We start from the raw sequence: 24,127 nt of genomic DNA, 5'->3' as shown, positions 1-24,127 counted from the left end.
GCGAGATCCAGTGCCTGAGCGCCGGCGGCGACGTGCGCGCGGGCAATGCCGGCGCCGGCATGAGCGTCACCGCCGGCGGCGACATCGCCATCAAGGGCCGCAACATCACCATCGAAGGCCAGAACGTCAACATCAAGGGCGGCAACATCGGCAACAACTGAACACCCCGGTCACGAAAGCACACGGAGAACGCAGGCCCATGAAAAGCGCCATCAGACAGATCAAGCCGCAGGCGGATGCAGCAACCGTAACCCTCGCCACGGTGACCGCCGCGCACGAGGGCGAGGCCACCGCCGTGCAACCCCACGGCACGGAGGCCCCCCTGCCCGTGGCGGCCCACGCCAGCCATGTGCCGCCGCTGGAGCCCGGCGATCAGGTCATTGTGGCGTCCACTGCCGAAGGCCTTGTGATGATCTCGCGCCTGCGCCGCCCCGGCGAACGCCCGTCCCAGGGTTTCAGCGTCAATGAAGACGGCAGCCTCAGCGTCGCCAGCGACCGCGGCATCACCATCCGCACCGCGCGTGCCGCCATTGAACTGCGCGCGGACGGCCGGCTGTGCGTGGACGGGCGGGAGATCTACGCCGTCGCCGACGGCCTGCATCGGCTTCAGGGCGCCACCATCGAGCTGAACTGACATCCCATGGATCTGCCCTGCCGCGAAACCCATCTGCAGAGCGCCAAGGCCCTCTACCGCCAGCGTCTTGGCTGGCTGGATCTGCCCGTGGTGGCCATGCCCGCGATGCTCGATCTGGAGCATCGCCTGCGGGTGCACCTGCACGTGCTGTCCCGGTCGGTGGATCCGGACGAGGGCGAGCCCGGCGAGGCACCGGATCTGTTCGTGCATCTGGCCGCCCGTCTGGCGGCGCCGGATGAGGCCCTGCGCAAGGCGGCGGTGGAACTGGCCTGCGAGAAACTGGCCGAGCCGGGGCCGATGGCCGAGGCGGCCCGGGATGCGCTGGTGCTGTTCCCCCGTGCCGAGTCGCAGGAGATCCTGCAGGCGGCGTTTCGCGAGGCGGGCGAGGCACGGCTGGCGCTGCTGGACATCATGTGGGCGCACGGCATGTCGTTGCCGCCGCGCTTCTTCGAGCCCGCCAACCTCACCGCACTCCCGCCCGACGTGCACGCGGCGGCGTTGCATCATGCGGCCCGAAACCCCGAGACGAGGCGCTCCCTGTTTCAGCCCTACTATCTGCTGGTAGCCCTCGACGACGGGGCCGACCGCACGCCGCCCGACGTGTTGCGGGCCGCGCTCCAGGCGGGGCTTGTGCTGGGCGATCCGGACGCCCCCGATGCCGCGCGCACAACGCTCGAGCGCGAAACCGACCTCGGGGCGCGGGGCGCACTGCTGCGCCTGCTGGCGCTCGCCGGCGATCCGGGCGTCGTGGGTCTGCTGAAAGACCATATCGACTTTGACCCCCCCGAGGCACTCGCGCTGCTCGCGTTGCACGGCGGCCGCAGAGCGGTGCAACGGATCGTCGATGCGCTGGACGATCCGCGCTGCGCACAAGCCGCAGCCGAAGCCTGGACACGGGTCTCCGGGGAGACGCTGCCGCGCAAGCCGCGCCTGAGCGTGGTGGGTGCGCCGGCTGCCGACGGCGGATCCGCGGGCGAGCTGCCCGAGGCGGGGCCCGCGCGAGCCTCGTGGCGGCTCAAGGCGCCGGGGCTTGCGGGCGCGGATCGCTGGCATGGCGGTGAGCGGCTCAGCGTACAGGGCCTCGTGGATCGCCTGCAGGCGGAGGCGGGCGCGCAGAGTCTCGACCGCCTCGACTTGCTCGCCGTGCTGCTTGGCCGTCCGGTGGACCTGCATCCGCGCGCCTGGCATGCGNNCCGGATTGACGCCGCGCGCCTGGCATGCGCAGCGTATCGAGGTGCTCCGGCGTCTGCAGTCTTCGGACGAACCGGCGCGCGGCGTCAATCCGGGGGCCCGCGCCCATGCTTGAGCTGGCCAACCAGTCGCTCTGGGCCGCCGGCCTCTACCCGGGCTGGAGCGCCGCGCGCGAGGCGCAGCTGACCGTGGTGTTCAAGGCCGTCCACCGCTTCGACACCGACGGCACCCTCACGCCGGTGCTGCCCACGCCGCCGCTGATCGAGGCGGACAGCCACCACGGCGACCCGGAGACCACCAGCCTGTGCGAGGCCTCCGAGATCGCGCCGTTCAAGGAAGGCGCGGAGCTCTATCTCTACGGCACCGCCTACCCGCCCCGCGCCGATCTCAACGCCATGGAGGTGCGGGTCGGGCTGCGCCTTCGCGATGGCACGCAGTGGCAAAAGTCCGTGCGCGTGTTCGGCCCCCGGCACTGGTCGCGCTTTCTGCTGCACCACAACCTCAAGGTCACCGGCCCCGTGGTGCCCACACCGCTTCGCTACGAGTACGCCTTCGGCGGATCCAACCCGCGCGACGAGGACCAGGTCTGCGCCGCCAATCCGGCGGGCACGGGTTTCAACGTCCACGGCGGGCGCCTGATCAGCGACACGTTGCCGCGCGTGGAGATCGGCCCGCCGTTCATCGACGCGCCCACGCAGCAGGTTCCCCCGGCCGGCTTCGGGCCGTTGCCGCCCTTCTGGGAGCCGCGCGTGAGCGACGCGGGCGAACCGGTGGAGGACCCCGAGGCCTTCGGCGGTTGCCCCTGGGGCGAGGACCTGCGGCCCGGCGTGCACAACGCGGCGCCTGCGGACCAGCGTTTCCCGAAACCGTTTACTGGCGGCGAACTGCTCTCGCTGCGGGGCCTGTTCCAGGGTCAGCCGCCGCGCCACGACGTGCTGATCGAACTGCCCGCCCATCGGGCGCAGCTCTTCACCGTGATCGACGGGCGCACCGAGGCGCTGGAGCCCGTGTGCGACACCCTGGTGATCAACACCGACGAGCGCTGGCTTGCCATGATCTACCGCGCCGCCGTGCCCTGGCGGCTCGAGGACACGCGCCGGGGCTGGGTGATTCTGAAGGACCCCGACACCGGGGCGGATGTGCCGGTGCCTGGGAGAAAGGAGCGGCCGCCGCAGACGGCGGCCGGAGCATAGAGGCCTTAAGACCTAAGGAGAGAACCATGTTCGGAAAACACAAAGAACAAGTATCCGGCAACGCCATGGACAAGGTGGTGGGAAAGATCGGGACTCCGCTGGAACGTCATCTGCGGGAGATCCAGTCCTTCAGGCCCGAGGAGATCCGGGACGATGGCCTCTTCGAGGCCAAGGTCGTCAAGCCCGCCCTGCTGGCCGTCGTGGCCGCCACCAGCGGCGCCAACAAGCTCGTATCCGGTTTTGACGAACGCTTTTCGGCCGCACTGCGCCACGTGCGCGACGAACTGGTGCGCATCGACGGCGAACAGGTCAGCCTCGCGGACGACTACGCCGAGCGGCTCCCGGAAGTGCTCAAGGCGGGCTTCGCCCGGCCGGTGGCCTGAGCGGTGTCCGGCGCGGTCTCAAAATTGCCCGAAGGGCAAACCGCCGATGCCTTCGCGCTCGCGCCGGCCGGTGTCGCCATCACCGCCGTCGGTCTGCACTGCGGAGCGGGAGATCAGCCTTTCGGGCTGTTCGGTGTCGTGGCGGCCGGCCACTCACTGGCACGCGCCGACGAAAATCTGACGGCGCCCTTGCCCGGCGACGACGGCGACGCTGCCGTGATGCTGGCGCGAAGTCACCTGCCGGCGATGGATCCCGACGAACGAATGTTCAGTGCTCTGGCGCTCGCGCTGGACGGTGCGCTTGCACGCTGGCCGGCGCCCGTCGGGGAGGGCCGAAAGGTCCTTGTCCAGGTGCTTGTGCCCGGCCCGGATTCGGAGCGCGGCAGCATCCTGCATACCGATCGGTGGGCGCACAGGCTCCGGACCCGTGACGCCGGGCGCGAGTCTCTCGACGTTCGTATCGCACCGCTCCGGGGCTGTGCGACGCGCGCGCTGCTTCGTACGCTCGAAGCCTGGGACGAGGAGGGCTGGGACGCGGTGATCTTCGGGGCAGTCGACTCGCTGGTGGATGAGCTGACCTGCCGGGCGCTGGCGCGCGCGGGCCGCGCGCAGACGGTGAGAAGCGACGGCGTGGTGCCCGGCGAGGCGGCCTGCTGCCTGGTCCTGGAGCGCAAGCTCGAGGACGATGGGTCTGTGATGGCCTGGCTCGATGCCCTGGCCGTGTCCGACGAGCCCCACGCCGGCGCGCCCCACAGGCACCGGCTCGAAGGGCTCGGCCGCGCCATGCGTGAAGCGCTCGGCCACGCAAAGCGCCCGCTCGAGGATCTGGGTGCGCTGGTGCTCACGCTGGGATCGGACGCGTCCGCCCTGCTGGAGTGGTACCAGACCGAAAGCCGGCTGTGGCCCACGGAGTTGCCCGAGGCGGAGCGGGTGGCCGTGGCGCTCGGCGAAGCCGACGCCGTGCCTGCCCCGGAGCCCGCCGTTCCGGAGCGCCTCAACCTCAATCTCAGCCTTGGCGACATCGGCGCGGCCTCGCTGCCCGTGGCGCTCGCACTCGCCTGTGCGCGCCTGGAGTTCGAGCATCCCGTGGTCGACAACTGCATGGCCACGGAAGCGGGCGGATCGCCTCAGCGGGGCGCGGTGCTGCTCCGGCGGCCCCACGGCGCTCAGACCGGCGCCCGGGCCGCATGAACACGGAGCGCCGCGAAGCGGTGGATCGGCAGACAACGGCACGCTAAGGGAGGGGGAGGACCCATGTTCACATCAGCCATGAGCGGATCGGGCGGCGTGCAGTATCACGACGAAAGCCCCAACGTCTCGCTCTACAAGCAGGGCAGCAAGGCCTGGCGCACCAGCAACCGCGGCCTGATCAAGGCCGACCTCACCGCTTGGCAGAACGGCGCCATCGGCAGCGCCGAGGGTGTGGCCGTCTTTGCCGATGCCGGCGCCTCCGAGCGGGCGCTGCGCGCCTCGGTCAACGAGTTCATCGCGAGCGGCGGTCCGAGCGTCGAGGACGTGCTCAAGGCCTACGTGCCCGGCTACGTACCCGCACCGCCGCCGGACGATGAAGGGGGCGTGCGCATCGAGCCCCACACCGGCCTGCCTGCCGAGGATCCGGCCGCCGGCAAGGCGGACAATCTCGCCGCCACCATCGCCGACCTGATCGAATACACCCCCGGCATCATCGAGGTGCTCAGCCTGGAGGAACTGGCCGCGGCCGACACCTCCGGCAGCAACGTGGTCATCAACGGCCGCACCGCCGTGCACGCCGACTCCGGCGGCACGCTCAACACCGTCGACATCTGCAAGACCAAGCGCGGCAAGAAATGCCGCGCGGTGGTCTACAACAACGTGGCCAAGTCTGGCGACACGGCCAACGCGGCCGGTACCGTATTCATCGAAGGCAACCCCGCCTGCCACAAGTCCGCGGACTTTGCCAGGAGCAAGGGCGACGAGCCCGCCAAGTGCGGCGGCGGAGTGCGTTCCGGCACCATCAAGCAGAAGGCCGAGTTCATCACCGCATCCAACAACGTCTTCATCGAAGGCAAGCCCGCGGTGCGCCAGATGGACCTGATGGTCTCCAACAACCGCAACACCCCGCCCATGCCGCTCATGCAGGCCGGCGCGGGCAAGCCGCCGGAGGTGAATCTGATCGACAGCCAGGGTGTCGACGAGGGAGAGATGCCTGATGGTTCCGACTGGGACGTGGCGGGCGATGATCTGTACATGACGCGAGGCCGTTTCGGCCGGCAGGAGGCATGAGGGCCATGGGGGCACAAGGTGCAAGACATCATGAACTGGCCGCAGGCGATCACCCGACGAAATCAATACGCGGCGGCGGGGAGCAAAAGGACGGTCACCTGGAGCTGACCCTTCCTGCCCGATCCGGCCGCGGCCAGGCATTCCTCAAGCTCGCCGACGACCAGCACGGCCCCTATCTCATCCCGCTCGGCGAGACCCAAAGCCGCCCGATGGACGCACGGCGCATGACCGGGCGCAACGTCCTTGTCCCTGTCCTGCCCCGCTGCCACACCACTCCCGATCGCGACCCCGCTCACTGCGATCTGCCGCGCAAGGACGGCTACCTGTACATCTTCCGCGACGGCCATCTGTGGCGTGAGATAAGGGTGCTTGAGCGAGGCTACTTCTCCGACGTGAACCTCGCGTACCAGTCCGGAACAGACTGTCGCCCCGCCACCACGGAATCCGACACCGTCGTGCTGCTGCCCTACCGGGTGGACGGCGAGGTCGTATCCATCGAGATGTGCTACTCGGAGATCCAGTGGAGCTGGGCGCGCATCAACGCCATGGGCGGCATGGACCCGGAGGACTTCCGCCTGGACCCCGACAACATGCCCCCCATGCCCGGGGATCAGGGCATCAGCGAAACCGACGCTGCCGAGAACCGCCGCCTGCGCATGCAGCGCATCGACCTCACGGGCTATGAAAGCGCTTTCCCCGTCCGGGAGGCCGACGAAACCCACGCCCGCGTCGAGAACGTCGCCCACGCCAACCAGGAGCTTTTCCATATCCTGTTACACAAGGGCTGCAACATCCCGGTGGTGTATCTGGACGACCCCTTGGGCGTGGCGCGGCAGCAGGTGGCCAACTACTACCTCAAGGAGGCCGAGTTGCGCGTCCTCGTCGAGGAGATGGGCGAACACCCGGACTACGCCAGCGCGGTCATTGCCTATGCGACCTTCTTCGATCCCCTGCTCGCCGAGCGCGACATCGAGGACCCCGGTTACCTGACCGTTGGAACAGGGACCGAGAAGACCCCCATCGGCAGGGCGGCCGCCCACCTGGATCGTGCGCTGCTGGAGAACATCCTCAAGGTGGCGGAGCGGCGCGCGCTGCGCACGGCCCTGCGCGATCTCAAGGTTGACTACGTGCGCTGGCTCGATGAGCATGCGGAAGCGCTCAAGGCCGCGCTCATCGACTACGCTACCCGCGAGGGCCCCGAGTACATCGACCTCTGGGAGCTGACGGACACGCTCTTCTACAAGCCGCTCAGCTACGACCCGGCCGCCATCGACGCCGGCCACGATCTGCCCCAAGATTACGACGTGCCGGTTAACGACCCGGGGGCGGACTATCTGGCCCGGGCGCTGGACCCGGATCATCCGCACCACGGTTTGCTCTTCCCGAGTCGTGAGCAGGTGGACGAGACGCGCCCCGAGACGCCGGAAATTGCCGAAGCCGAACCCCCGCCCCCGGATGGCGCCTTTCGCCCCGCCGCCTTCGCGCTCGGCGTCGCGGCCAGCTCGCGTATGGCCGTCGCCCTGGCCGACGGCAGCCGTCAGGTCGTGCAACTGGGCGAAGCCGTCGTGGCCGATTTCGTCCGGGACTTCACCAAATGGCGCAAGCTGATGGACAGTGCCGAAACCCATCGCATCAGTACGCTGGTGCGGCTGGCCAAGGCCGCCAACATGCCGGATCTCAGAGGATTGCATCTGGTCGACCCCGGCGGTCCGCTGGACGGCAAGGTGGTTATCGGTGGCACTTGGGGCTCCGCGAAACGCCTGAACCGCAACGAACGGCGAGTGGCAAACGATCGCAGAGCGATGCGGGCGAATGCCAACGTCTTGCAGATTGTAGATCTGGAGAGAAACACCATCGTTGGCAGTCTCAACATCCGCGACATCGCATCGAACCGGGGCGGTGAACCCACGGTTATCGGAGCGGACCTCAGAAACCGAATCTGGTCCGACATGGACACGAACGGGGTGGCGCGAGCCAGGGCCCACGTGGCCGTGGTGGATGCCGCGGCGGCCAAACGTCAGCGCTTCTTCCGCCCCGATAACACGGCGTCTGATGCGCAAATGGGTCGGGGTTTGCGGGGAGCGGGCATGGCCTTGCCGCCGCTGGTGGCGGTGTTGCAGGGGGTAAACACGGGAATCTTGCTGCACACAGTTTTTGATGCTGAGAAGGAGTTAGGTGACCGCGCAGGAGCCGTGATTGGAGCCCTTATCGGCAGCGTTGCTACTGCTCACGCCAGTCTGGATGCAGTCGTCAAGATCAAGAGTCTCACCAATCACCGGCCCACCGGACTCTTGGAAAGAGTTGTGCGTCATCACGTCGCGCTGCGTCCTGATCTGCACCTGCAATCCTTCGCGGCTACCGGTGCGGGGATCGCCGCCGCCTTCTCGCTGCTTGCGATCTGGGAGACCGTGGAGCTCCATCGCAAGGGCGAGGGCCGGGCCGCCCTCGCCATGGGCATATCCGCCACTTCGGCGTTGGGGTACTCAGGCATTCTGATGGCCGGCGCCGTCAAGCAGACCGGGCGAGTGGCTGCCGGCACCGCTGCATCTGCCCTGCTCCGGGTGGGCGCCCTGGCGGGAGGCCCGGTGGGCTGGGCATTGCTGGGGGTCAGCGTGGTGGCGCTGGTGGCCTCCGCGATGCTCACGTACTCGCCGTTGGAGCGCTGGGCACGGTATGGCCCCTTTGCGGCACGAACGGACAACCGGCATACCCATGAGTACGAGAACCTGTCCCCCGAAGAGATGCACCAGGCGGCCATGAGCCTGCTCATGTCGCCCTCGGTGGTCATCCGCCGCGACAACGCCCACGGCTTTCAGGGCCCCGGCGGCTTCGTGGCGGATGTCGTGGTGGAGGCCTATGCCCCGGGCTTCGAGGTGGGCAGCAGCGCACTGGACATTCGCCTGACCGCTGCCAGTATGTTTGTGCGGCGGGAGGTGGGTCGCCAGCAGGCCGTCCGGCCGTACCTGGTCTCTCATTTGAAGGACCCGCGCAGCGGCGCGGTAATCGGGCTGCGCTACCATTACCAGGGCGATGGCAGCGGCACGCCACACCGCTACCGGGCCCGGGTGCACCATACGACGACCGATGGCCTGATCCTGCCGACGGTGCCCGGGCGGCGGGATGTTCAGGATGACGAGGTGATCATCAACACCGAAGTGCCCGGCTGGGCCTATGCCGAACAGCAGACCTATCGCGGATGACCATGACGAACAACGTCCACTACGCCGACACCGCCTACGACTCGACTCGCCCTCAGGAGGACCTGCCCGGCCAGAAGGGCGGTCCGCAGCTGAGCGGTACCCAGCGGCAGTTGCGTCGCCAGCCACTGCCCCACGGCGTGCATTGCGGGGAGTTTCTGGCGGTCTCGACTATGCCCCGGGGGCTAAAGGGTCACAAAAGGCCGGGCCCGGAGGCCCTCCATGAGCGCTATGTGGTCAAAGGGCCGAATAATCCGGCCATCCTGATTGAAATGATCACCAGGGTGGCAGCATTCTTTGGGGTCTTCGGAGGGGGGGGGGTAATAGTTATTAGTTTCGCGCCAGATGTATTTGGTTCGGTCGTGTGGTACGTCGCGACTACCTTGTTTCTTATCCTCCCCGGACTCTTATATTTCATTGGCAAGCTCATCCTCCGCCATAACCTCGTTGGCGATAAGAACAACACCCACTACAACCGCCGCACCGGCTTCGTCACGCGCACGTGGGACAAGGCACCCATGCACCTGCCGTTCGCGGAGTTTGACGGTTACATGTATATGATCCCCACCGGGGTGGGCAGCACGGGGTATGTGCTGAACGTGGCCCATCGCTACAGCGACGACGGGGACGAGAGCCTGAAGTTCTTTCTGCCATGGCAGGCGTCGCTGTGGTGGGAGTTCCTCCAGCAGTACATGGACATTTCCAAACCCCTGCCGGACATCCCGGAGATGGAGCCGTACCGCGCGCTTGATCCGGTGACGGCGGAACACGACCGGCGTACCGGGCGCCCACCGGACTACTGGGCCAGGATGAGCCCGGACGAGGTGGACCGGCGACATGCGGCGGCCTTCGCGGCGGCATCGAGCTACCCCTGGGGCAGGACCCGCGAACAGGCACTGGCCTCCGGCTGGCGTCCGTCGAGCGCCGTGCTGGAGGAAGAGAGGCGCATCGAGGGGGAGCGCCATGACTTCGCGTCCGTGCTGGCGGGACTGACCGCGGTGTTGTCCGAGCATCCGCCCGTGGCGCAGGCCCGCTGGCAATCGGACTTGGATCAAAACTCCGGTGCACTGCACTACCGGATCAGCCTCTTGCCCGCCCATGGCGTGGTCGGTGGCGCAAACGGGCTGGACCAGGCCAGGGAGGCCGTTCGGGAAGCTCTGCCACCCGAGGTGCAGTCCGTGGTGGAGATCCGCATTGACGAGACCCCCGACGGCGAGTTGTTTTACCGCCGGGCATCGTGAGCTCTCTGCGTCAAGCAGGTTTCCGGCGCGTTTGCCGAACGCGGTCCGGGGCACGATACTGCCCGCATATCTCGCCAGTTGGACACCAGCCGGCGAGCAGCTCGATCCCTAGCTGTGATCTCTCAATACGTTGTTCATCCGGGCTGAGCTGCTGGCAGGCCGGACCGGTTGTAGGAGCCCAGCCCTCTGGGCGAACGCAGCACTGGTACAACACCGGTTCGTTCGCCCAGAGGGCTGGGCTCCTACGACAAGCATCGCAGGACATGCTTCGCTCCTTCCCGAGAGCCTCCCACGCTTTACCTGTGAACAACCTGTTGGGGTGACACACCTAGAATATGAAGGGGTTTCCTTCGCGGGCTTCGCGCCTTTGCGAGAGAACATTTTCTTTTCTTCGTGCACTTCCGCGGGCTTACAGTGGTCCCGGAAGCGCTCCCGGCGTAGAATTCCAGCCCTTTTCCTGTGAAAACGGTCCGGTTGGATGGGATTCGAAGCAAGCTATGACGTGATCGTGGTCGGCGGCGGCCACGCGGGGACCGAGGCGGCGCTCGCCTCGGCGCGCTTCGGTGCGCGCACGCTGCTGCTCACTCACAACATCGAGACCATCGGCCAGATGAGCTGCAACCCGGCCATCGGCGGGATCGGCAAGGGGCATCTGGTCAAGGAGATCGATGCGCTCGGCGGGCTCATGGCCCGGGCGGCTGACCGGGGCGGGATCCATTTCCGCACGCTCAACAGCCGCAAGGGGCCGGCGGTGCGCGCCACCCGCGCCCAGGCGGACCGGGTCCGCTACAAGGCCGCGGTGCGCGCCGTGGTCGAGAACACCCCGAACCTCTTCATCTTTCAGCAGGCCGTGGATGACCTGATCGTCGAGGGCGGGCGTGTCGCCGGCGTGGTCACCCAGGCCGGTCTGCGCTTTCGCGCGCCGGCCGTGGTGCTCACGGTGGGGACGTTTCTGGGCGGGCGCATCCACGTGGGTGAGACCCAGCAAAGCGGCGGGCGTGCGGGCGACCCGCCGTCCATCGCGCTGGCCGCGCGCCTGCGCGAACTGGCGCCGCGCGTCGGGCGGCTCAAGACCGGCACGCCGCCGCGCATCGACGGCAAGAGCATCGACTTCACGCAACTGGCCGAGCAGCCCGGCGACGATCCGCGGCCGGTGTTCTCCTTCATCGGGTCCGTTGACGAGCATCCGCCGCAGACCAGTTGCTGGATCGCGCGCACGACGCAACGCACCCATGACATCATCCGCGGCGCGCTGCACCGCTCGCCCATGTACAGCGGCGCCATCGAAGGCGTGGGGCCGCGCTACTGCCCGTCCATCGAGGACAAGGTGGTGCGCTTCGCCGACAAGGACAGCCACCAGGTGTTCATCGAGCCCGAAGGACTCGACACCCGCGAGGTCTATCCCAACGGCATCTCCACCAGCCTGCCTTTCGACGTTCAGGTGGAACTGGTGCAGAGCATCCCCGGTTTCGAGCACGCGCACATCACGCGCCCGGGCTACGCCATCGAGTACGACTACTTCGATCCCCGGGACCTGAAGCCCAGCCTCGAGACGCGCTGCCTGTCCGGCCTCTACTTTGCCGGACAGATCAACGGCACCACCGGCTACGAGGAGGCCGCGGCGCAGGGGCTGGTGGCGGGGCTCAATGCCGCGCGCGGCGTGCGCGACCTGGAGCCCTGGTGCCCGCGCCGGGACGAGGCCTACATCGGCGTCCTCATCGACGACCTCATCACCCGCGGCACGTCCGAGCCCTACCGCATGTTCACTAGCCGCGCCGAGTACCGGCTCATGCTGCGCGAGGACAACGCCGATCTGCGCCTCACGCCGCTGGGGCGCGACATGGGGCTGGTGGATGATGCGCGCTGGGCGGCATTCAGCGCCAAGCGCGAGGCGGTGGAGCAGGAAACCGCGCGGCTCGCGCGCACGCGTCTCGACCCGGTCCGGATCGACGTGGCCGAGGTCGAGCGACTCATCGGCGGCCCGTTCAGCCGCGAACACACCTTGCTGGAACTGTTGCGCCGGCCCGATGTGAGCTATGCGGCGCTCATGGACCTCGAGTCCGCGGGGCCGGGCGTGGTCGACCCCCGGGTGGCGGAGCAGGTGGAGATCCAGGCCAAGTATGCCGGCTACATCCAGCGCCAGCAGGATGAGGTGGCGCGCCAGCGCCGCCACGAGGATCTGGCCCTGCCAGAGGACCTGGACTACGCTGCCATCCGCGGCCTGTCCATGGAAGTGCGCCAGAAGCTCGCCGCCCATCGCCCGCACACCCTGGGGCAGGCGGCGCGCATCCCCGGCGTGACGCCGGCGGCGGTGTCCCTGTTGCTGGTGCACGTGAAGCGACAGGGCCCCGAGCGCGCCCGGGCGTGAAGGACCTGCCCGCGCCGGCCCGGGATGCGCTCGCCCGCGGCCTCGAAGCCCTGCAATTGCCCCCCGATCTCCAGGGGCCGCTGACGGCCTACCTGGAACTGTTGCTGCACTGGAACCGGGCCTACAACCTGACGTCGCTCACGGACCCGACGCAGATGGTCACGCATCATCTGCTCGACAGCTTGGCCATGAAACCCTGGATTCATGGTTCGCGGATCGCAGATATCGGCAGCGGGGCAGGGTTGCCGGGCATTCCGTTGGCCATCGCCGACCCGGCGCTCGAAGTGGTGCTGGTCGAGGCGGTGGGCAAGAAGGTGCGCTTCCAGAAGCAGGTGATCCTGGAGCTGGGGCTTAAGCGGGTCGAGGCGGTGCAGACGCGTGTGGAAAACTACCGCCCGGAGAGGGCCTTTGATACAGTCATCAGCCGCGCCTTTGCCGCGACGCGGGACTTTGTCGCCCTGGCCGGGCATCTTGCCAAGCCCGACGGACGCCTGCTGGCCATGAAGGGCCGGGATCCGAAGGCGGAGCTGGCCGACCTGCCGGCACCGTGGACGGTGGAGGCGGTCCACGCGATCAGCGTGCCCGGCCTGAGCGCCGCGCGCCACCTCGTGCAGCTTCGCCGGACCCGCGACAGCCAGCAAGGTCAAAAGCCTTGACGCAAAGCCGCGATGACGCAAAGAAACGCTCTTTCAGGAAAGACCTTTGCGAACCTCTGCGTCTTTGCGTCAAGGCTTTTGATTTTTGCCAGGCATCATTCGTCGTAGGTCGGCCTTCAGGCCGACAGCGGTGGCTGCGTTGGGCAGCGGCGTCGGGCTGAAGCCCGACCTACCACATTGCGTGCGGTAACGGTTATCCGGGGGAACCCCATGGGCAAGATTCTGACCATCGCCAACCAGAAGGGCGGGGTGGGCAAGACAACTACCAGCGTCAACCTGGCCGCCTCCCTGGCGGCCACGCGGCGCAATGTCCTGCTCATCGACCTGGACCCCCAGGGCAACGCCACCATGGGCAGCGCCGTGGACAAGCACGACCTCGAGTTCACCAGCGGCGACGTGCTCCTCGGGCGGGTCTCCATTCGCGAGGCCATCCAGTACGTGGAGGCGGTGGGCTACAGTCTGCTGCCAGCCAACGATGATCTCACGGAAGCCGAGGTGGCCCTGATGCAGGCCGAACGGCGGGAGTTCCGACTGCGGGACGCCCTGGCGCCGGTGGTGGACGAGTTCGACTACATCATCGTCGACTGTCCGCCGGCCCTGAACATGCTCACGGTGAACGCGCTGACCGCCGCCCACGGCGTGGTGATCCCCATGCAGTGCGAGTACTACGCGCTGGAAGGGCTCTCGGCGCTGACCGGCACCATCGAGAGCATCCGTCGCTCGGTGAACCCGGGGCTGCAGATCGAGGGCGTGCTGCGCACCATGTACGACCCGCGCAACAACCTGGCCACCGACGTCTCCGCGCAACTGGAGCAGCACTTTGGCGAGCGTCTGTATCGCACCATCATCCCGCGCAACGTGCGCCTGGCGGAGGCGCCGAGCTACGGCCTGCCGGTTCTCCTGTATGATAAGCCCTCCCGTGGCGCCATGGCCTACCTGGCCCTGGCCGGCGAGATCCTGCGTCGCGACCGGGGCGAGTCCCCGGTACCCGCGGCCACGGGCAGCATCTGATACTGACAACCGACGGTGTGCGCGGCGCACCGCAAGAGCCGGGAATTCAACGAGCATGGCAAGACGCAGAAGCGGACTGGGACGCGGGCTGGATGCGCTGTTGAGCAGCGCGGGCGCCGCCCAGCGCGAGGAAGAGGAGGCCAACCTGCGCCAGATCCCGGTGGACCAGATCCGCCGCGGCAAGTACCAGCCCCGCGTGCACATCAGGCAGGAGGCCCTGGAGGAACTGGCCGCCTCCATCCGTGCCCAGGGGGTCGTCCAGCCCGTGGTGGTGCGTCCCATGGGTCAGGGCTACGAGCTGATCGCCGGCGAGCGCCGCTGGCGCGCCGCACAGCTGGCGGGGCTGCACGAATTGCCGGCGGTGGTGCGCGACATCCCGGACCAGGCCGCCGCGGCCATGGCGCTCATCGAGAACATCCAGCGCGAGAACCTCAACCCCATCGAGGAGGCCCGCGCGCTGCACCGCCTCATCCAGGAATTCGAGATGACCCATCAGCAGGCAGCGGAATCCGTGGGCCGCTCGCGCACGGGCGTCACCAACCTGCTGCGCCTGCTGGACCTGGGCGAGACCGCCCGCACCCTGCTGGACGAAGGCCGCATCGAGATGGGCCATGCGCGCGCGCTTCTGGCGCTCCCGGGCAACGCCCAGGACGAGGCCGCACGCAAAGTGGTGGCCAAAGGGCTGTCGGTGCGTGAGACCGAGCGGCTCGTCCAGCAGCTGCTCAAGACCAACGGCAGCAAGCCGTCGGCAAAGGCCCCCGCCAAGAATCCCGACGTGCGCCGGCTGGAGGAGGAGCTCTCCGGCAAGCTGGGCGCGCCGGTGACCATCGAATACAACACCAAGGGCAAGGGCCGCCTCGTGGTCCAGTACAACAGCCTGGACGAGCTGGACGGCATCCTCGCCCACCTCAAGTAGGAGGCCAGCCCCCGGGGCTGAATGGGGTGTTGCCCTGGCCGCGGCGGTTCGCGGCGGGGTCGCCGCTCCTACGGGGGGGTGTGGCGGGAGGCCCGCACTCGGGCCATCCGGGCATGATCCATTGACCGCAAACCACCCTCCGGCCCTTGATTTACGGGCTTTCCACGCCTTACCCGGTTTGACCGGGTCTTGGGCTCAACGTATAATCCCGCGCCTCCGTATTAGGAATTCCTGATGCCCTAAAATAAGGGTTTCAGACACGGCGAAGCCCCGGGCCACGGCGCCTGTGGGCACGGCGTGAAGGCATTGGGCGTGGATCTGACCAAGCGCACCGTTGGACGTCTGCTGACCCTGCAGTTCGCCGTGGCCGTGGCCGGTCTGGCGGTGTTTGCCGGCATGTATGGACCCTATGCCGGCTGGTCGGCATTCGCTGGCGGGGGAATCGGCTTCATCACCACCGCGTTCTTTGCGCTGCGCGTATTCGGCCGTGGCCCGGACCGCCCCCCCAAGGACATCGTGAGGACGTTTTACGTCGGCGAATCCCAGAAGATCCTGCTGACGGTGGTCCTGTTTGTTGCTGCGATCGCGTGGCTGGAACTGAGCTTCCTGCCCCTGTTCCTGACCTACATGGTCAGCCTCGCGGCATTCTGGATCGTCCTGTTGCCGGCATTGTCCGGCACGCAAGAATAGAAAAAACTCGAGGCTCGAGCGCACCATGGCTGTGGAATACGAGAACGCATCGGAGTACATCAAGCACCACCTGGGGCACCTTACGCTGGGAGAGAAGGGCTCGTTCTGGTCGATCCACGTGGACACGATGTTCTTCTCCATCCTGCTCGGCAGCATCTTCCTCTTCATCTTCATTAGCGCGGCGCGCAGAGTGACCTCCGGCGTGCCGGGCGGTCTGCAGAATTTCGTCGAGATCCTGGTGGGGTTCGTGGACCAGCAGGTCAAGGACTCCTTCCACGGCCGCAGCAAACTGATCGCCCCCCTGGCGCTGACCCTGTTCGTGTGGATCTTCCTCATGAACATCGTCAAGCTGCTGCCCTACGACCTGTTCCCCTACGTGGCCCACTTCATCGGGCTCGAATACCTGCGCATCAACCCGACGTCCGACGTGAACGCCACGCTCGGCATGTCCATCGCGGTGTTCTTCCTCATTATCTTCTACAGCGTGTACATCAAGGGCGCCGGCGGATTCTCCAAGGAGATGTTCCTCAAGCCCTTCGGCGTGTGGTTCCTGCCCTTCAACTTCGTGCTGAAGGTGGTCGAGGAGATCGCCAAGCCCGTTTCGCTGGCACTGCGACTTTTCGGAAACATGTACGCCGGCGGCCTCATCTTCACCCTGATCGCGCTGCTGCCCTGGTGGATCCAGTGGACGCTGGGTCTGCCCTGGTCCCTGTTCAAGCTGCTGATCATCACGCTGCAGGCGTTCATTTTCATGGTGCTGACCATCGTCTATCTCAGCATGGCGCACGAGGATCACTAGATTTCATGCCGGGCCGGCACATCCGGCGCGGGTATTTGACGACTGTTTTCTGAAACCTTGACTTGAACTTTCTCTGGAGGAAGTTATGGAACTCGCTCTCGCTATCTCTAACGTGCAGGGTATGACCGCCATCGCCGTGGGTCTGATCCTCGGCATGGGCGCGCTCGGTACCGCCATCGGCTTCGGCCTGCTGGGCGGCCGATTCCTGGAAGGCGCTGCGCGCCAGCCCGAGATGGTGCCGATGCTGCAGGTGAAGATGTTCATCGTGGCCGGTCTGCTCGACGCCGTGACCATGATCGGCGTGGGCCTGGCCCTGTTCTTCACCTTCGCCAACCCCTTCCTGGGCGCAGTGACCGGCTGACGAACCCGACAAGAGCCGCATCACCATTGCGTTTTGAACCGATTTCCCAGGGGGTAGCAACGTGAATATCAATCTCACGCTGCTCGGCCAGATGATCACCTTCGCCCTGCTGGTGTGGGTCACCATGAAGTACGTGTGGCCCCCCATCATCAAGGCGATGCAGGAACGCCAGCAGAAGATCGCTGACGGCCTTGCGGCGGCCGAGCGCGGCAAGCACGAGCAGGAGCTTGCCGAGGAGCGGGCCAAGAAGGTCCTCCAGGAAGCCAAGCAGCAGGCCAACGAGATCATCTCCCAGGCCCAGAAGCGCGCCAATGAGGTCGTCGAGGCCTCCAAGGACACGGCGCGCCAGGAGGCCGAGCGCATCAAGGCGTCCGCCGAGAAGGAGATCGAGCAGGAACTCAACCGTGCCCGCGAGGAGCTGCGCAGGCAGGTGGGCGTGATCGCCGTGGCCGGCGCCGAGCGCATCCTGAAAAAGGAAGTGGACGCCAAGGCACACGACGACGCCATCCGCGATCTGGCCGCGCAGCTCTAGGTGACCGCTCATGTCTGAACTCACCACGCTTGCACGGCCCTACGCCAAGGCGGTCTTCGAGGCGGCGCAGGCCGCCGGGAACCTGGCCGGCTGGTCCGACCAGCTCGGGTTCATGGCCGCCGTGGCCCACGATCCGGCCATGCGCGTTTATCTCGACAACCCCAGGCTCACCCGCGAGTCTGCCGCGCAGACCTTCATCTCCGTTTGCGAGGGCCACATCGACGGCCAGGGAAAAAACCTGGTGCGCATGCTGGCCGACAACGGGCGCATCGGCCTGTTGCCGGAAATCGCCGCGCTGTTCGAGGTGATGCGTGCCGGCGCCGAAGGCAAGGTGGAAGCGAAAGTCGTCTCCGCCCGGCCCGTGGCCGACGAGCAGAAGGCCGAGATCGCCGCGGCGCTCAGGAAGCGCCTGGGCCGCGACGTGGAACTCGTCTGCGAGATCGACGAGAACCTGATCGGCGGCGCCGTGATCCGTGCGGGCGACCTGGTTATCGATGGTTCAATGCGCGGGCGCCTGGAACGCCTGGCCGCCAGCCTGAGCCGCTAAGAGGATTCATTCCATGCAACTCAATCCGACCGAAATCAGTGAACTGATCAAGAAGCGCATTGCCGACTACGAGGCGGCCGCCGAAGCCCGCACCGAGGGCACCGTGGTCAGCCTCTCCGACGGCATCGTCCGCCTGCACGGCCTGGCCGACGTCATGCAGGGCGAGATGATCGAGTTCCCCGGCAACACCTTCGGCCTGGCGCTCAACCTGGAGCGTGACTCCGTGGGCGCCGTGGTGCTCGGCGACTACAAGCACATCAAGGAAGGCGACACGGCGCGCTGCACCGGCCGCATCCTGGAAGTGCCCGTGGGCGAGGCCCTGCTGGGGCGCGTGGTCAACTCCCTCGGCATGCCGGTGGACGGCAAGGGCGTCATCGACACGAACCAGAGTTCGCCCATCGAGAAGATCGCGCCGGGCGTGATCGAGCGCCAGTCTGTGAGCCAGCCGGTGCAGACCGGACTGAAGTCCATCGACGCCATGGTGCCCATCGGCCGCGGTCAGCGCGAGCTGATCATCGGCGACCGTCAGACAGGCAAGACCGCTGTCGCGGTGGACACCATCATCAACCAGAAGGGCACGGGCGTTAAGTGCATCTACGTGGCGGTGGGTCAGAAGGCCTCCTCCATCGCCAACGTGGTGAGCAAGCTGCAGGAACACGGTGCCATGGAGCACACCATCGTGGTGGCCGCCACGGCGTCCGAATCCGCCGCCATGCAGTTCATCGCCCCCTACTCCGGCTGCGCCATGGGCGAGTACTTCCGCGACCGCGGCGAGGATGCGCTGATCATCTACGACGACCTCACCAAGCAGGCCTGGGCCTACCGCCAGGTGTCCCTGCTGCTGCGCCGCCCGCCGGGCCGCGAGGCGTATCCCGGTGACGTGTTCTATCTTCACTCCCGCCTGCTGGAGCGCGCCTCCCGCGTGAACGCCGAGTACGTGGAGCAGTTCACCAACGGCGAGGTGAAGGGGAAGACCGGTTCGCTGACCGCCCTGCCCATCATCGAGACCCAGGCCGGCGACGTGTCCGCCTTCGTGCCCACCAACGTGATCTCCATCACCGACGGACAGATCTTCCTGGAAACGGATCTCTTCAACGCGGGTATCCGCCCGGCCATTAACGCCGGCCTGTCGGTCTCCCGTGTGGGCGGTGCCGCGCAGACGAAGATCATCAAGAAGCTCGGCGGCGGCGTGCGTCTGGCGCTTGCCCAGTACCGCGAGCTGGCGGCGTTCTCCCAGTTCGCCTCGGACCTGGACGAACTGACCCGCAAACAGCTCGAGCGCGGCCAGCGCGTCACCGAACTGATGAAGCAGGCCCAGTACTCGCCCATGTCCGTAGCCGAAATGGCGTTCGCGCTGTTCGCTGCCAACGAGGGCTACCTCGATGACGTCGAGGCGAAACAGGTGGTCGATTTCGAGCGCGCCATGCTGGATTTCGTGCGCTCCAGCAAGAAGGACCTGCTGGACAGGATCAACGAGAGCGGCGACTACAACGACGAGATCGAGTCCGCGATGCGGGCCGCCATGGACGAGTTCAAGGCCAACCACAGCTGGTAAGCGGGGTCCATCATGTCAGGCGCAAAAGAGATCCGCACCCAGATCAAGAGTATCAAGAATACTCAGAAGATCACCAAGGCCATGGAGATGGTGGCCGCCAGCAAGATGCGCAAGGCGCAGGACCGCATGCTGGCCACGCGTCCCTACGCGGAGAAGATCCGCCAGGTGATCGGCCACGTGGCCATGGCCCAGGCCGAGTACCGTCATCCGTATCTGGAGGAGCGCGAGGTCAAGCGGGTGGGGATGATCATCGTCTCCACCGACCGCGGTCTGTGCGGCGGCCTGAACATCAACCTGTTCAAGAAGGCCGTGGGTGCCATGCGCGAGTGGCACGGGCAGGGCATCGAGGTGGATCTCTGCCTGGTGGGCAACAAGGCGCTGGGTTTCTTCAAGCGTCTGGGCGGCAACGTGGTGTCCAAGGTCACCCACATGGGCGACCAGCCGCGGCTCAATGATCTCATCGGCACCATCAAGGTCATGCTCGACGCCTACGACGAGGGCCGTATCGACCGGCTCTTCCTGGTGGAGAACGAGTTCGTCAACACCATGACCCAGCGCCCGCGCGTCACCACGCTGCTGCCGCTGGTGCCCAGCGAAGAGGAAGAGCTCAAGCACCACTGGGACTACATCTACGAACCGGATACGAAGCCCGTGCTCGACACGCTGCTCACGCGCTACATCGAGTCCGTGGTCTATCAGGGTGTGGTCGAGAACGTGGCCTGCGAGATGGCCGCGCGCATGGTGGCCATGAAGTCCGCCTCCGACAATGCGGGCGAGCTGATCAACGAACTGCAGCTCGTGTACAACAAGGCCCGCCAGGCGGCCATCACCCAGGAAATTTCCGAGATCGTGAGCGGTGCCGCAGCGGTCTGACGCGCGCGCCGCCCAAACAGGATTTGCAGACTTAGAGGATCAACAAGATGAGTGCTGGACACATCGTTGAAATCATCGGCGCCGTGGTGGACGTGGAGTTCCCGCGCGAGGCCGTGCCCAACATCTACGATGCCCTCATGCTGGAGGATGGCGGCCTGACGCTCGAGGTGCAGCAGCAGCTCGGCGACGGCGTGGTGCGCACCATCGCCATGGGCTCCACCGACGGCGTGCGCCGCGGCGTGAAGGTGAGCAACACCGGCGCGCCGATCTCCGTGCCCGTGGGCAAGGGGACGCTCGGGCGCATCATGGACGTGCTGGGCAACCCGGTGGACAACGCCGGCGACGTGCAGACCGACGACCGCTGGTCCATCCACCGTCCCGCCCCTTCCTTCGACGAGCAGGCCGGTTCCACCGAGCTGCTCGAGACCGGCATCAAGGTGATCGACCTCCTCTGCCCGTTTGCCAAGGGCGGCAAGGTGGGCCTGTTCGGCGGCGCCGGCGTGGGCAAGACCGTGAACATGATGGAGCTGATCCGCAACATCGCCATCGAGCACAGCGGCTACTCCGTGTTCGCCGGCGTGGGGGAGCGTACCCGTGAGGGCAACGACTTCTACCACGAGATGAAGGAATCCAACGTGCTGGACAAGGTGGCGCTGGTCTACGGCCAGATGAACGAGCCCCCGGGCAACCGTCTGCGCGTGGCGCTCACCGGCCTGACCATGGCCGAGTACTTCCGCGACGAAGGCCGCGACGTGCTGATGTTCATCGACAACATCTACCGCTACACCCTGGCCGGCACCGAGGTGTCCGCGCTGCTCGGCCGCATGCCGTCCGCCGTGGGCTACCAGCCGACGCTCGCCGAGGAGATGGGCGTGCTGCAGGAGCGCATCACCTCCACCAAGAAGGGTTCCATCACCTCCATCCAGGCCGTGTACGTGCCCGCGGACGACCTCACCGATCCCTCGCCCGCCACCACCTTCGCGCATCTGGACGCCACCGTGGTGCTCTCGCGCCAGATCGCCGAGCTCGGCATCTACCCGGCCGTGGACCCGCTGGACTCCACCTCCCGCCAGCTGGACCCGAACGTCATCGGCCAGGAGCATTACGACACCGCGCGCGCCGTGCAGAACACCCTGCAGCGCTACAAGGAGCTGAAGGACATCATCGCGATTCTCGGCATGGATGAACTCTCCGAGGACGACAAGCTGCTCGTGGCACGCGCCCGCAAGATCCAGCGCTTCCTGTCCCAGCCGTTCTTCGTGGCCGAGGTGTTCACCGGTTCCCCGGGCAAGTACGTCTCCCTCAAGGAGACCATCCGCGCCTTTGCGGCCATCGTGGACGGCGAGTACGACCACCTGCCCGAGCAGGCCTTCTACATGGTCGGCACCATCGACGAAGCCGTCGAAAAGGCCGAGAAGCTCAAGTAAGCGACGGGGTATCCCATGGCCATGACCTTTCACGTCGACATCGTCAGTGCGGAGGAGTCCATCTACTCCGGCACCGCGCAGATGGTGGTGGCGCCCGCCGAGGGCGGCGAGGTGGGCATCCTGCCCCGACATGCCCAGTACATCGCCAAGCTCAAGCCGGGCGAGGTGCGGGTCAAGGTGAGCGAATCCGGCGAGGAGCATCACATCTTCATCTCCGGCGGCCTGCTGGAGGTGCAGCCCCACGTGGTGACCATCCTTGCCGACACTGCAGTGCGCGCCAAGGACCTGGACGAGGCCGAGGCCAAGGAGGCCATGCGCCGCGCCGAGGCGGCGCTCGCCGACAAGAAGGCCGACTTCGACTACGCCAAGGCCCAGGCCGAGCTCGTTGAGGCCGCCGCCCGCCTGCGCATGATCGAAAAGATGCGCCAGCACAAGGGCTGAAAACCGGCCCCATAGGGCGGCCCGCGCCCGCCCTATGCCACCTTTCTGTGAGGCAAAACGTTCTCTCGCAAAGAGCGCGAAGAACGCCAAGTAAGCCCGAATGAGAACGGCCGTGCGGGTGAGCTATGTGAGGCGCCTGCCCGGTCTGTGGACCAGGAGATGCTTTTTCGAGGATTCTTTCCGGTCTCCTTGGCGTACTTGGCGTGCTTTGCGAGAGAAACGCATTGCCTTTCGGTTTGGCGGTGTCACACCCGGCCCCGGTGATAACCGCTCCCCGGCGTGATATGTTTGCTCCAAGAGAACATCCCGCCGATCCCGACCCGTTCACCGCGCCCATGACCGACATTCCCAGCCCATGAGCCAGGCCCTCTCCGTCGTGATTCTCGCCGCCGGCCAGGGCACGCGCATGCGGTCTTCGCTGCCCAAGGTCCTGCATCCCCTGGCCGACCGCCCCCTGCTGGGCCACGTCCTGGACACGGCCCGGGCCCTGGACCCCGCCCGGCTGATGGTCGTGCACGGCCACGGCGGCGACCAGGTGCAGGCCCGCTTCCCCGAGGACGACATCACCTGGGTGCACCAGCCCGAACAGCGCGGCACCGGCCATGCCGTCAGCCTCGCGCTGCCCGCGGCCGGCGCGGACGACCGCATTCTGGTTCTCTACGGGGATGTGCCGCTGGTGCGCCCCGAAACCCTCGGTCGCCTGCTCGCCGCTCTGGACGACGGCGCCGATCTGGCGCTTATGACCACGCTCCTTGCCGATCCCACCGGCTACGGCCGCATCCTGCGCGACGATGCCGGCCGCGTGCTGCGCATCGTCGAGCAGAAAGACGCCAGCGAATCCGAACGCCACGTCAAGGAAGTGAACACCGGCATCATGGCCGCCGGCGCCCGGGCCTTCGCCGACTGGCTCTCCCGGGTCACCGACGACAATGCCCAGGGCGAGTTCTATCTCACCGACTGCGTGGCACTCGCGAACGGGGAGGGCAGGCGCGTGGAGGCCGCCGTGGCCCACGATCCGGTGGAGGTCATGGGCGTGAACGACAAGCGCCAGCTTGCCGAACAGGAGCGTGCCTTCCAGCGTCGCTGCGCGGAGGCATTGATGCGCGAAGGCGTCACCGTGATGGATCCGGCGCGCCTCGACATACGCGGCCGCGTAAACGCCGGCGCGGATGTCACTCTGGACGTGAACGTGGTCCTTCAGGGCGACGTGGAACTGGGCGAGGGCGCGACGATCGGCGCCGGCTGCGTAATCATCGACAGCCGCATCGGACCGGGCGTGAAGGTGCTGCCCCATTCCGTGATCGAAGGCGCCGTGATCGGCGCCGATGCCCAGGTGGGCCCATTCGCCCGCATCCGCCCCGGCACCGAAACGGCCGAGCGAGCCCGCATCGGCAACTTCGTGGAGGTGAAGAACACGAGCGTGGGCGAGGGCGCGAAGATCAACCACCTGAGCTACGTGGGCGACGCGGACGTGGGCCGCGACGTGAACATCGGCGCCGGCACCATCACCTGCAACTACGACGGCGCCAACAAGCACCGCACCGTCATCGGCGACCGCGCCTTCATCGGCTCCAACACCGCGCTGGTGGCCCCGCTCACTATCGGCGAAGGCGCCACCATCGGCGCCGGCACCACGCTCAACCGCGACGCCCCGCCCAACGAACTCACCGTGGCCCGCGCCGACGCACGCACCATCCGCGGCTGGAAACGCCCGGAGAAGAAACCTAAGGAATGAAAACTTTCGACAGGATTTACAGGATTAACATGATTGTGAGGATCAACGGCTTACGATCATTTTTTGCTTTCGCCTTTTCATCATGTAAATCCTGTTAATCCTGTCCAATCGGTTT

General features: G+C 66.8%; 21 protein-coding genes. All 21 read left to right on the top strand.

Annotation, left to right across the window (positions count from 1 at the left end):
• The first annotated feature begins 199 nt into the window (after positions 1 to 199).
• The 21 genes from B1C78_RS02605 (at position 200) to glmU (ending at position 24,012) form a co-directional block, all read left to right on the top strand.
• On the top strand, positions 200 to 634 hold the full coding sequence (locus tag B1C78_RS02605; protein ID WP_077277581.1) for a hypothetical protein: 435 nt from the start codon (positions 200 to 202) through the stop codon (positions 632 to 634).
• A 1,298-nt stretch (positions 635 to 1,932) separates the two neighbouring features.
• Positions 1,933 to 3,018, top strand: coding sequence for a DUF2169 family type VI secretion system accessory protein (locus B1C78_RS02600; RefSeq protein ID WP_175628208.1), 1,086 nt, complete (start codon positions 1,933 to 1,935; stop codon positions 3,016 to 3,018).
• 26 nt (positions 3,019 to 3,044) lie between these two features.
• Positions 3,045 to 3,401, top strand: a complete 357-nt coding sequence (locus B1C78_RS02595; protein WP_077277579.1) for a hypothetical protein — start codon at positions 3,045 to 3,047, stop codon at positions 3,399 to 3,401.
• 24 nt (positions 3,402 to 3,425) lie between these two features.
• Positions 3,426 to 4,592, top strand: coding sequence for a hypothetical protein (locus tag B1C78_RS02590; protein ID WP_077277578.1), 1,167 nt, complete (start codon positions 3,426 to 3,428; stop codon positions 4,590 to 4,592).
• Positions 4,593 to 4,655: 63 nt separating this feature from the next.
• Positions 4,656 to 5,663 carry a DUF4150 domain-containing protein gene (locus B1C78_RS17560; protein ID WP_217697987.1) on the top strand — a complete coding sequence of 336 codons (1,008 nt, stop codon included), beginning with the start codon at positions 4,656 to 4,658 and terminating at the stop codon, positions 5,661 to 5,663.
• A gap of 5 nt (positions 5,664 to 5,668) precedes the next feature.
• A complete protein-coding gene (locus B1C78_RS02580) occupies positions 5,669 to 8,863 on the top strand; it encodes a toxin VasX (RefSeq protein ID WP_077277577.1) in 3,195 nt (1,064 codons plus the stop codon).
• 2 nt (positions 8,864 to 8,865) lie between these two features.
• Positions 8,866 to 10,101, top strand: a complete 1,236-nt coding sequence (locus B1C78_RS02575) for a hypothetical protein (protein WP_139349780.1) — start codon at positions 8,866 to 8,868, stop codon at positions 10,099 to 10,101.
• A 478-nt stretch (positions 10,102 to 10,579) separates the two neighbouring features.
• Complete coding sequence (mnmG, locus tag B1C78_RS02570; protein ID WP_077277575.1) at positions 10,580 to 12,469, top strand: tRNA uridine-5-carboxymethylaminomethyl(34) synthesis enzyme MnmG; 1,890 nt, start codon at positions 10,580 to 10,582, stop codon at positions 12,467 to 12,469.
• Positions 12,466 to 13,125, top strand: coding sequence for a 16S rRNA (guanine(527)-N(7))-methyltransferase RsmG (gene rsmG / locus B1C78_RS02565; RefSeq protein ID WP_077277574.1), 660 nt, complete (start codon positions 12,466 to 12,468; stop codon positions 13,123 to 13,125). The genes mnmG and rsmG overlap by 4 nt, the downstream gene beginning before the upstream one ends.
• 210 nt (positions 13,126 to 13,335) lie before the next feature.
• Positions 13,336 to 14,136, top strand: coding sequence for a ParA family protein (locus tag B1C78_RS02560; protein ID WP_077277573.1), 801 nt, complete (start codon positions 13,336 to 13,338; stop codon positions 14,134 to 14,136).
• A gap of 55 nt (positions 14,137 to 14,191) precedes the next feature.
• Complete coding sequence (locus B1C78_RS02555; RefSeq protein WP_077277572.1) at positions 14,192 to 15,052, top strand: ParB/RepB/Spo0J family partition protein; 861 nt, start codon at positions 14,192 to 14,194, stop codon at positions 15,050 to 15,052.
• Between the two features lie 312 nt (positions 15,053 to 15,364).
• Complete coding sequence (locus B1C78_RS02550; protein WP_077277586.1) at positions 15,365 to 15,742, top strand: ATP synthase subunit I; 378 nt, start codon at positions 15,365 to 15,367, stop codon at positions 15,740 to 15,742.
• A 25-nt stretch (positions 15,743 to 15,767) separates the two neighbouring features.
• Complete coding sequence (atpB, locus tag B1C78_RS02545) at positions 15,768 to 16,541, top strand: F0F1 ATP synthase subunit A (protein ID WP_077277571.1); 774 nt, start codon at positions 15,768 to 15,770, stop codon at positions 16,539 to 16,541.
• 85 nt (positions 16,542 to 16,626) lie between these two features.
• Complete coding sequence (atpE, locus tag B1C78_RS02540; protein ID WP_077277570.1) at positions 16,627 to 16,902, top strand: F0F1 ATP synthase subunit C; 276 nt, start codon at positions 16,627 to 16,629, stop codon at positions 16,900 to 16,902.
• Positions 16,903 to 16,963: 61 nt separating this feature from the next.
• Positions 16,964 to 17,434 (top strand): F0F1 ATP synthase subunit B, encoded by a 471-nt coding sequence (locus tag B1C78_RS02535; RefSeq protein WP_077277569.1) that lies wholly within the window; start codon positions 16,964 to 16,966, stop codon positions 17,432 to 17,434.
• Between the two features lie 10 nt (positions 17,435 to 17,444).
• A complete protein-coding gene (locus tag B1C78_RS02530) occupies positions 17,445 to 17,981 on the top strand; it encodes a F0F1 ATP synthase subunit delta (RefSeq protein WP_077277568.1) in 537 nt (178 codons plus the stop codon).
• A 13-nt stretch (positions 17,982 to 17,994) separates the two neighbouring features.
• Positions 17,995 to 19,536, top strand: a complete 1,542-nt coding sequence (gene atpA / locus B1C78_RS02525) for a F0F1 ATP synthase subunit alpha (protein ID WP_077277567.1) — start codon at positions 17,995 to 17,997, stop codon at positions 19,534 to 19,536.
• A gap of 12 nt (positions 19,537 to 19,548) precedes the next feature.
• Complete coding sequence (gene atpG / locus B1C78_RS02520; RefSeq protein ID WP_077277566.1) at positions 19,549 to 20,409, top strand: F0F1 ATP synthase subunit gamma; 861 nt, start codon at positions 19,549 to 19,551, stop codon at positions 20,407 to 20,409.
• Between the two features lie 47 nt (positions 20,410 to 20,456).
• Positions 20,457 to 21,836, top strand: a complete 1,380-nt coding sequence (gene atpD, locus B1C78_RS02515; RefSeq protein WP_077277565.1) for a F0F1 ATP synthase subunit beta — start codon at positions 20,457 to 20,459, stop codon at positions 21,834 to 21,836.
• A gap of 15 nt (positions 21,837 to 21,851) precedes the next feature.
• Positions 21,852 to 22,277 carry a F0F1 ATP synthase subunit epsilon gene (locus B1C78_RS02510; RefSeq protein WP_077277564.1) on the top strand — a complete coding sequence of 142 codons (426 nt, stop codon included), beginning with the start codon at positions 21,852 to 21,854 and terminating at the stop codon, positions 22,275 to 22,277.
• A 355-nt stretch (positions 22,278 to 22,632) separates the two neighbouring features.
• Positions 22,633 to 24,012, top strand: a complete 1,380-nt coding sequence (gene glmU, locus B1C78_RS02505; protein ID WP_077277563.1) for a bifunctional UDP-N-acetylglucosamine diphosphorylase/glucosamine-1-phosphate N-acetyltransferase GlmU — start codon at positions 22,633 to 22,635, stop codon at positions 24,010 to 24,012.
• The last annotated feature ends 115 nt before the right edge of the window (positions 24,013 to 24,127 follow it).

It is taken from the genome of Thioalkalivibrio denitrificans, assembly GCF_002000365.1.
In the GTDB taxonomy this organism is placed as follows: Bacteria; Pseudomonadota; Gammaproteobacteria; order Ectothiorhodospirales; family Ectothiorhodospiraceae; genus Thioalkalivibrio_A; species Thioalkalivibrio_A denitrificans.
The sequence above is the reverse complement of the archived record's forward strand: the minus strand, read 5'-3'. Positions and strand labels throughout refer to the sequence as shown.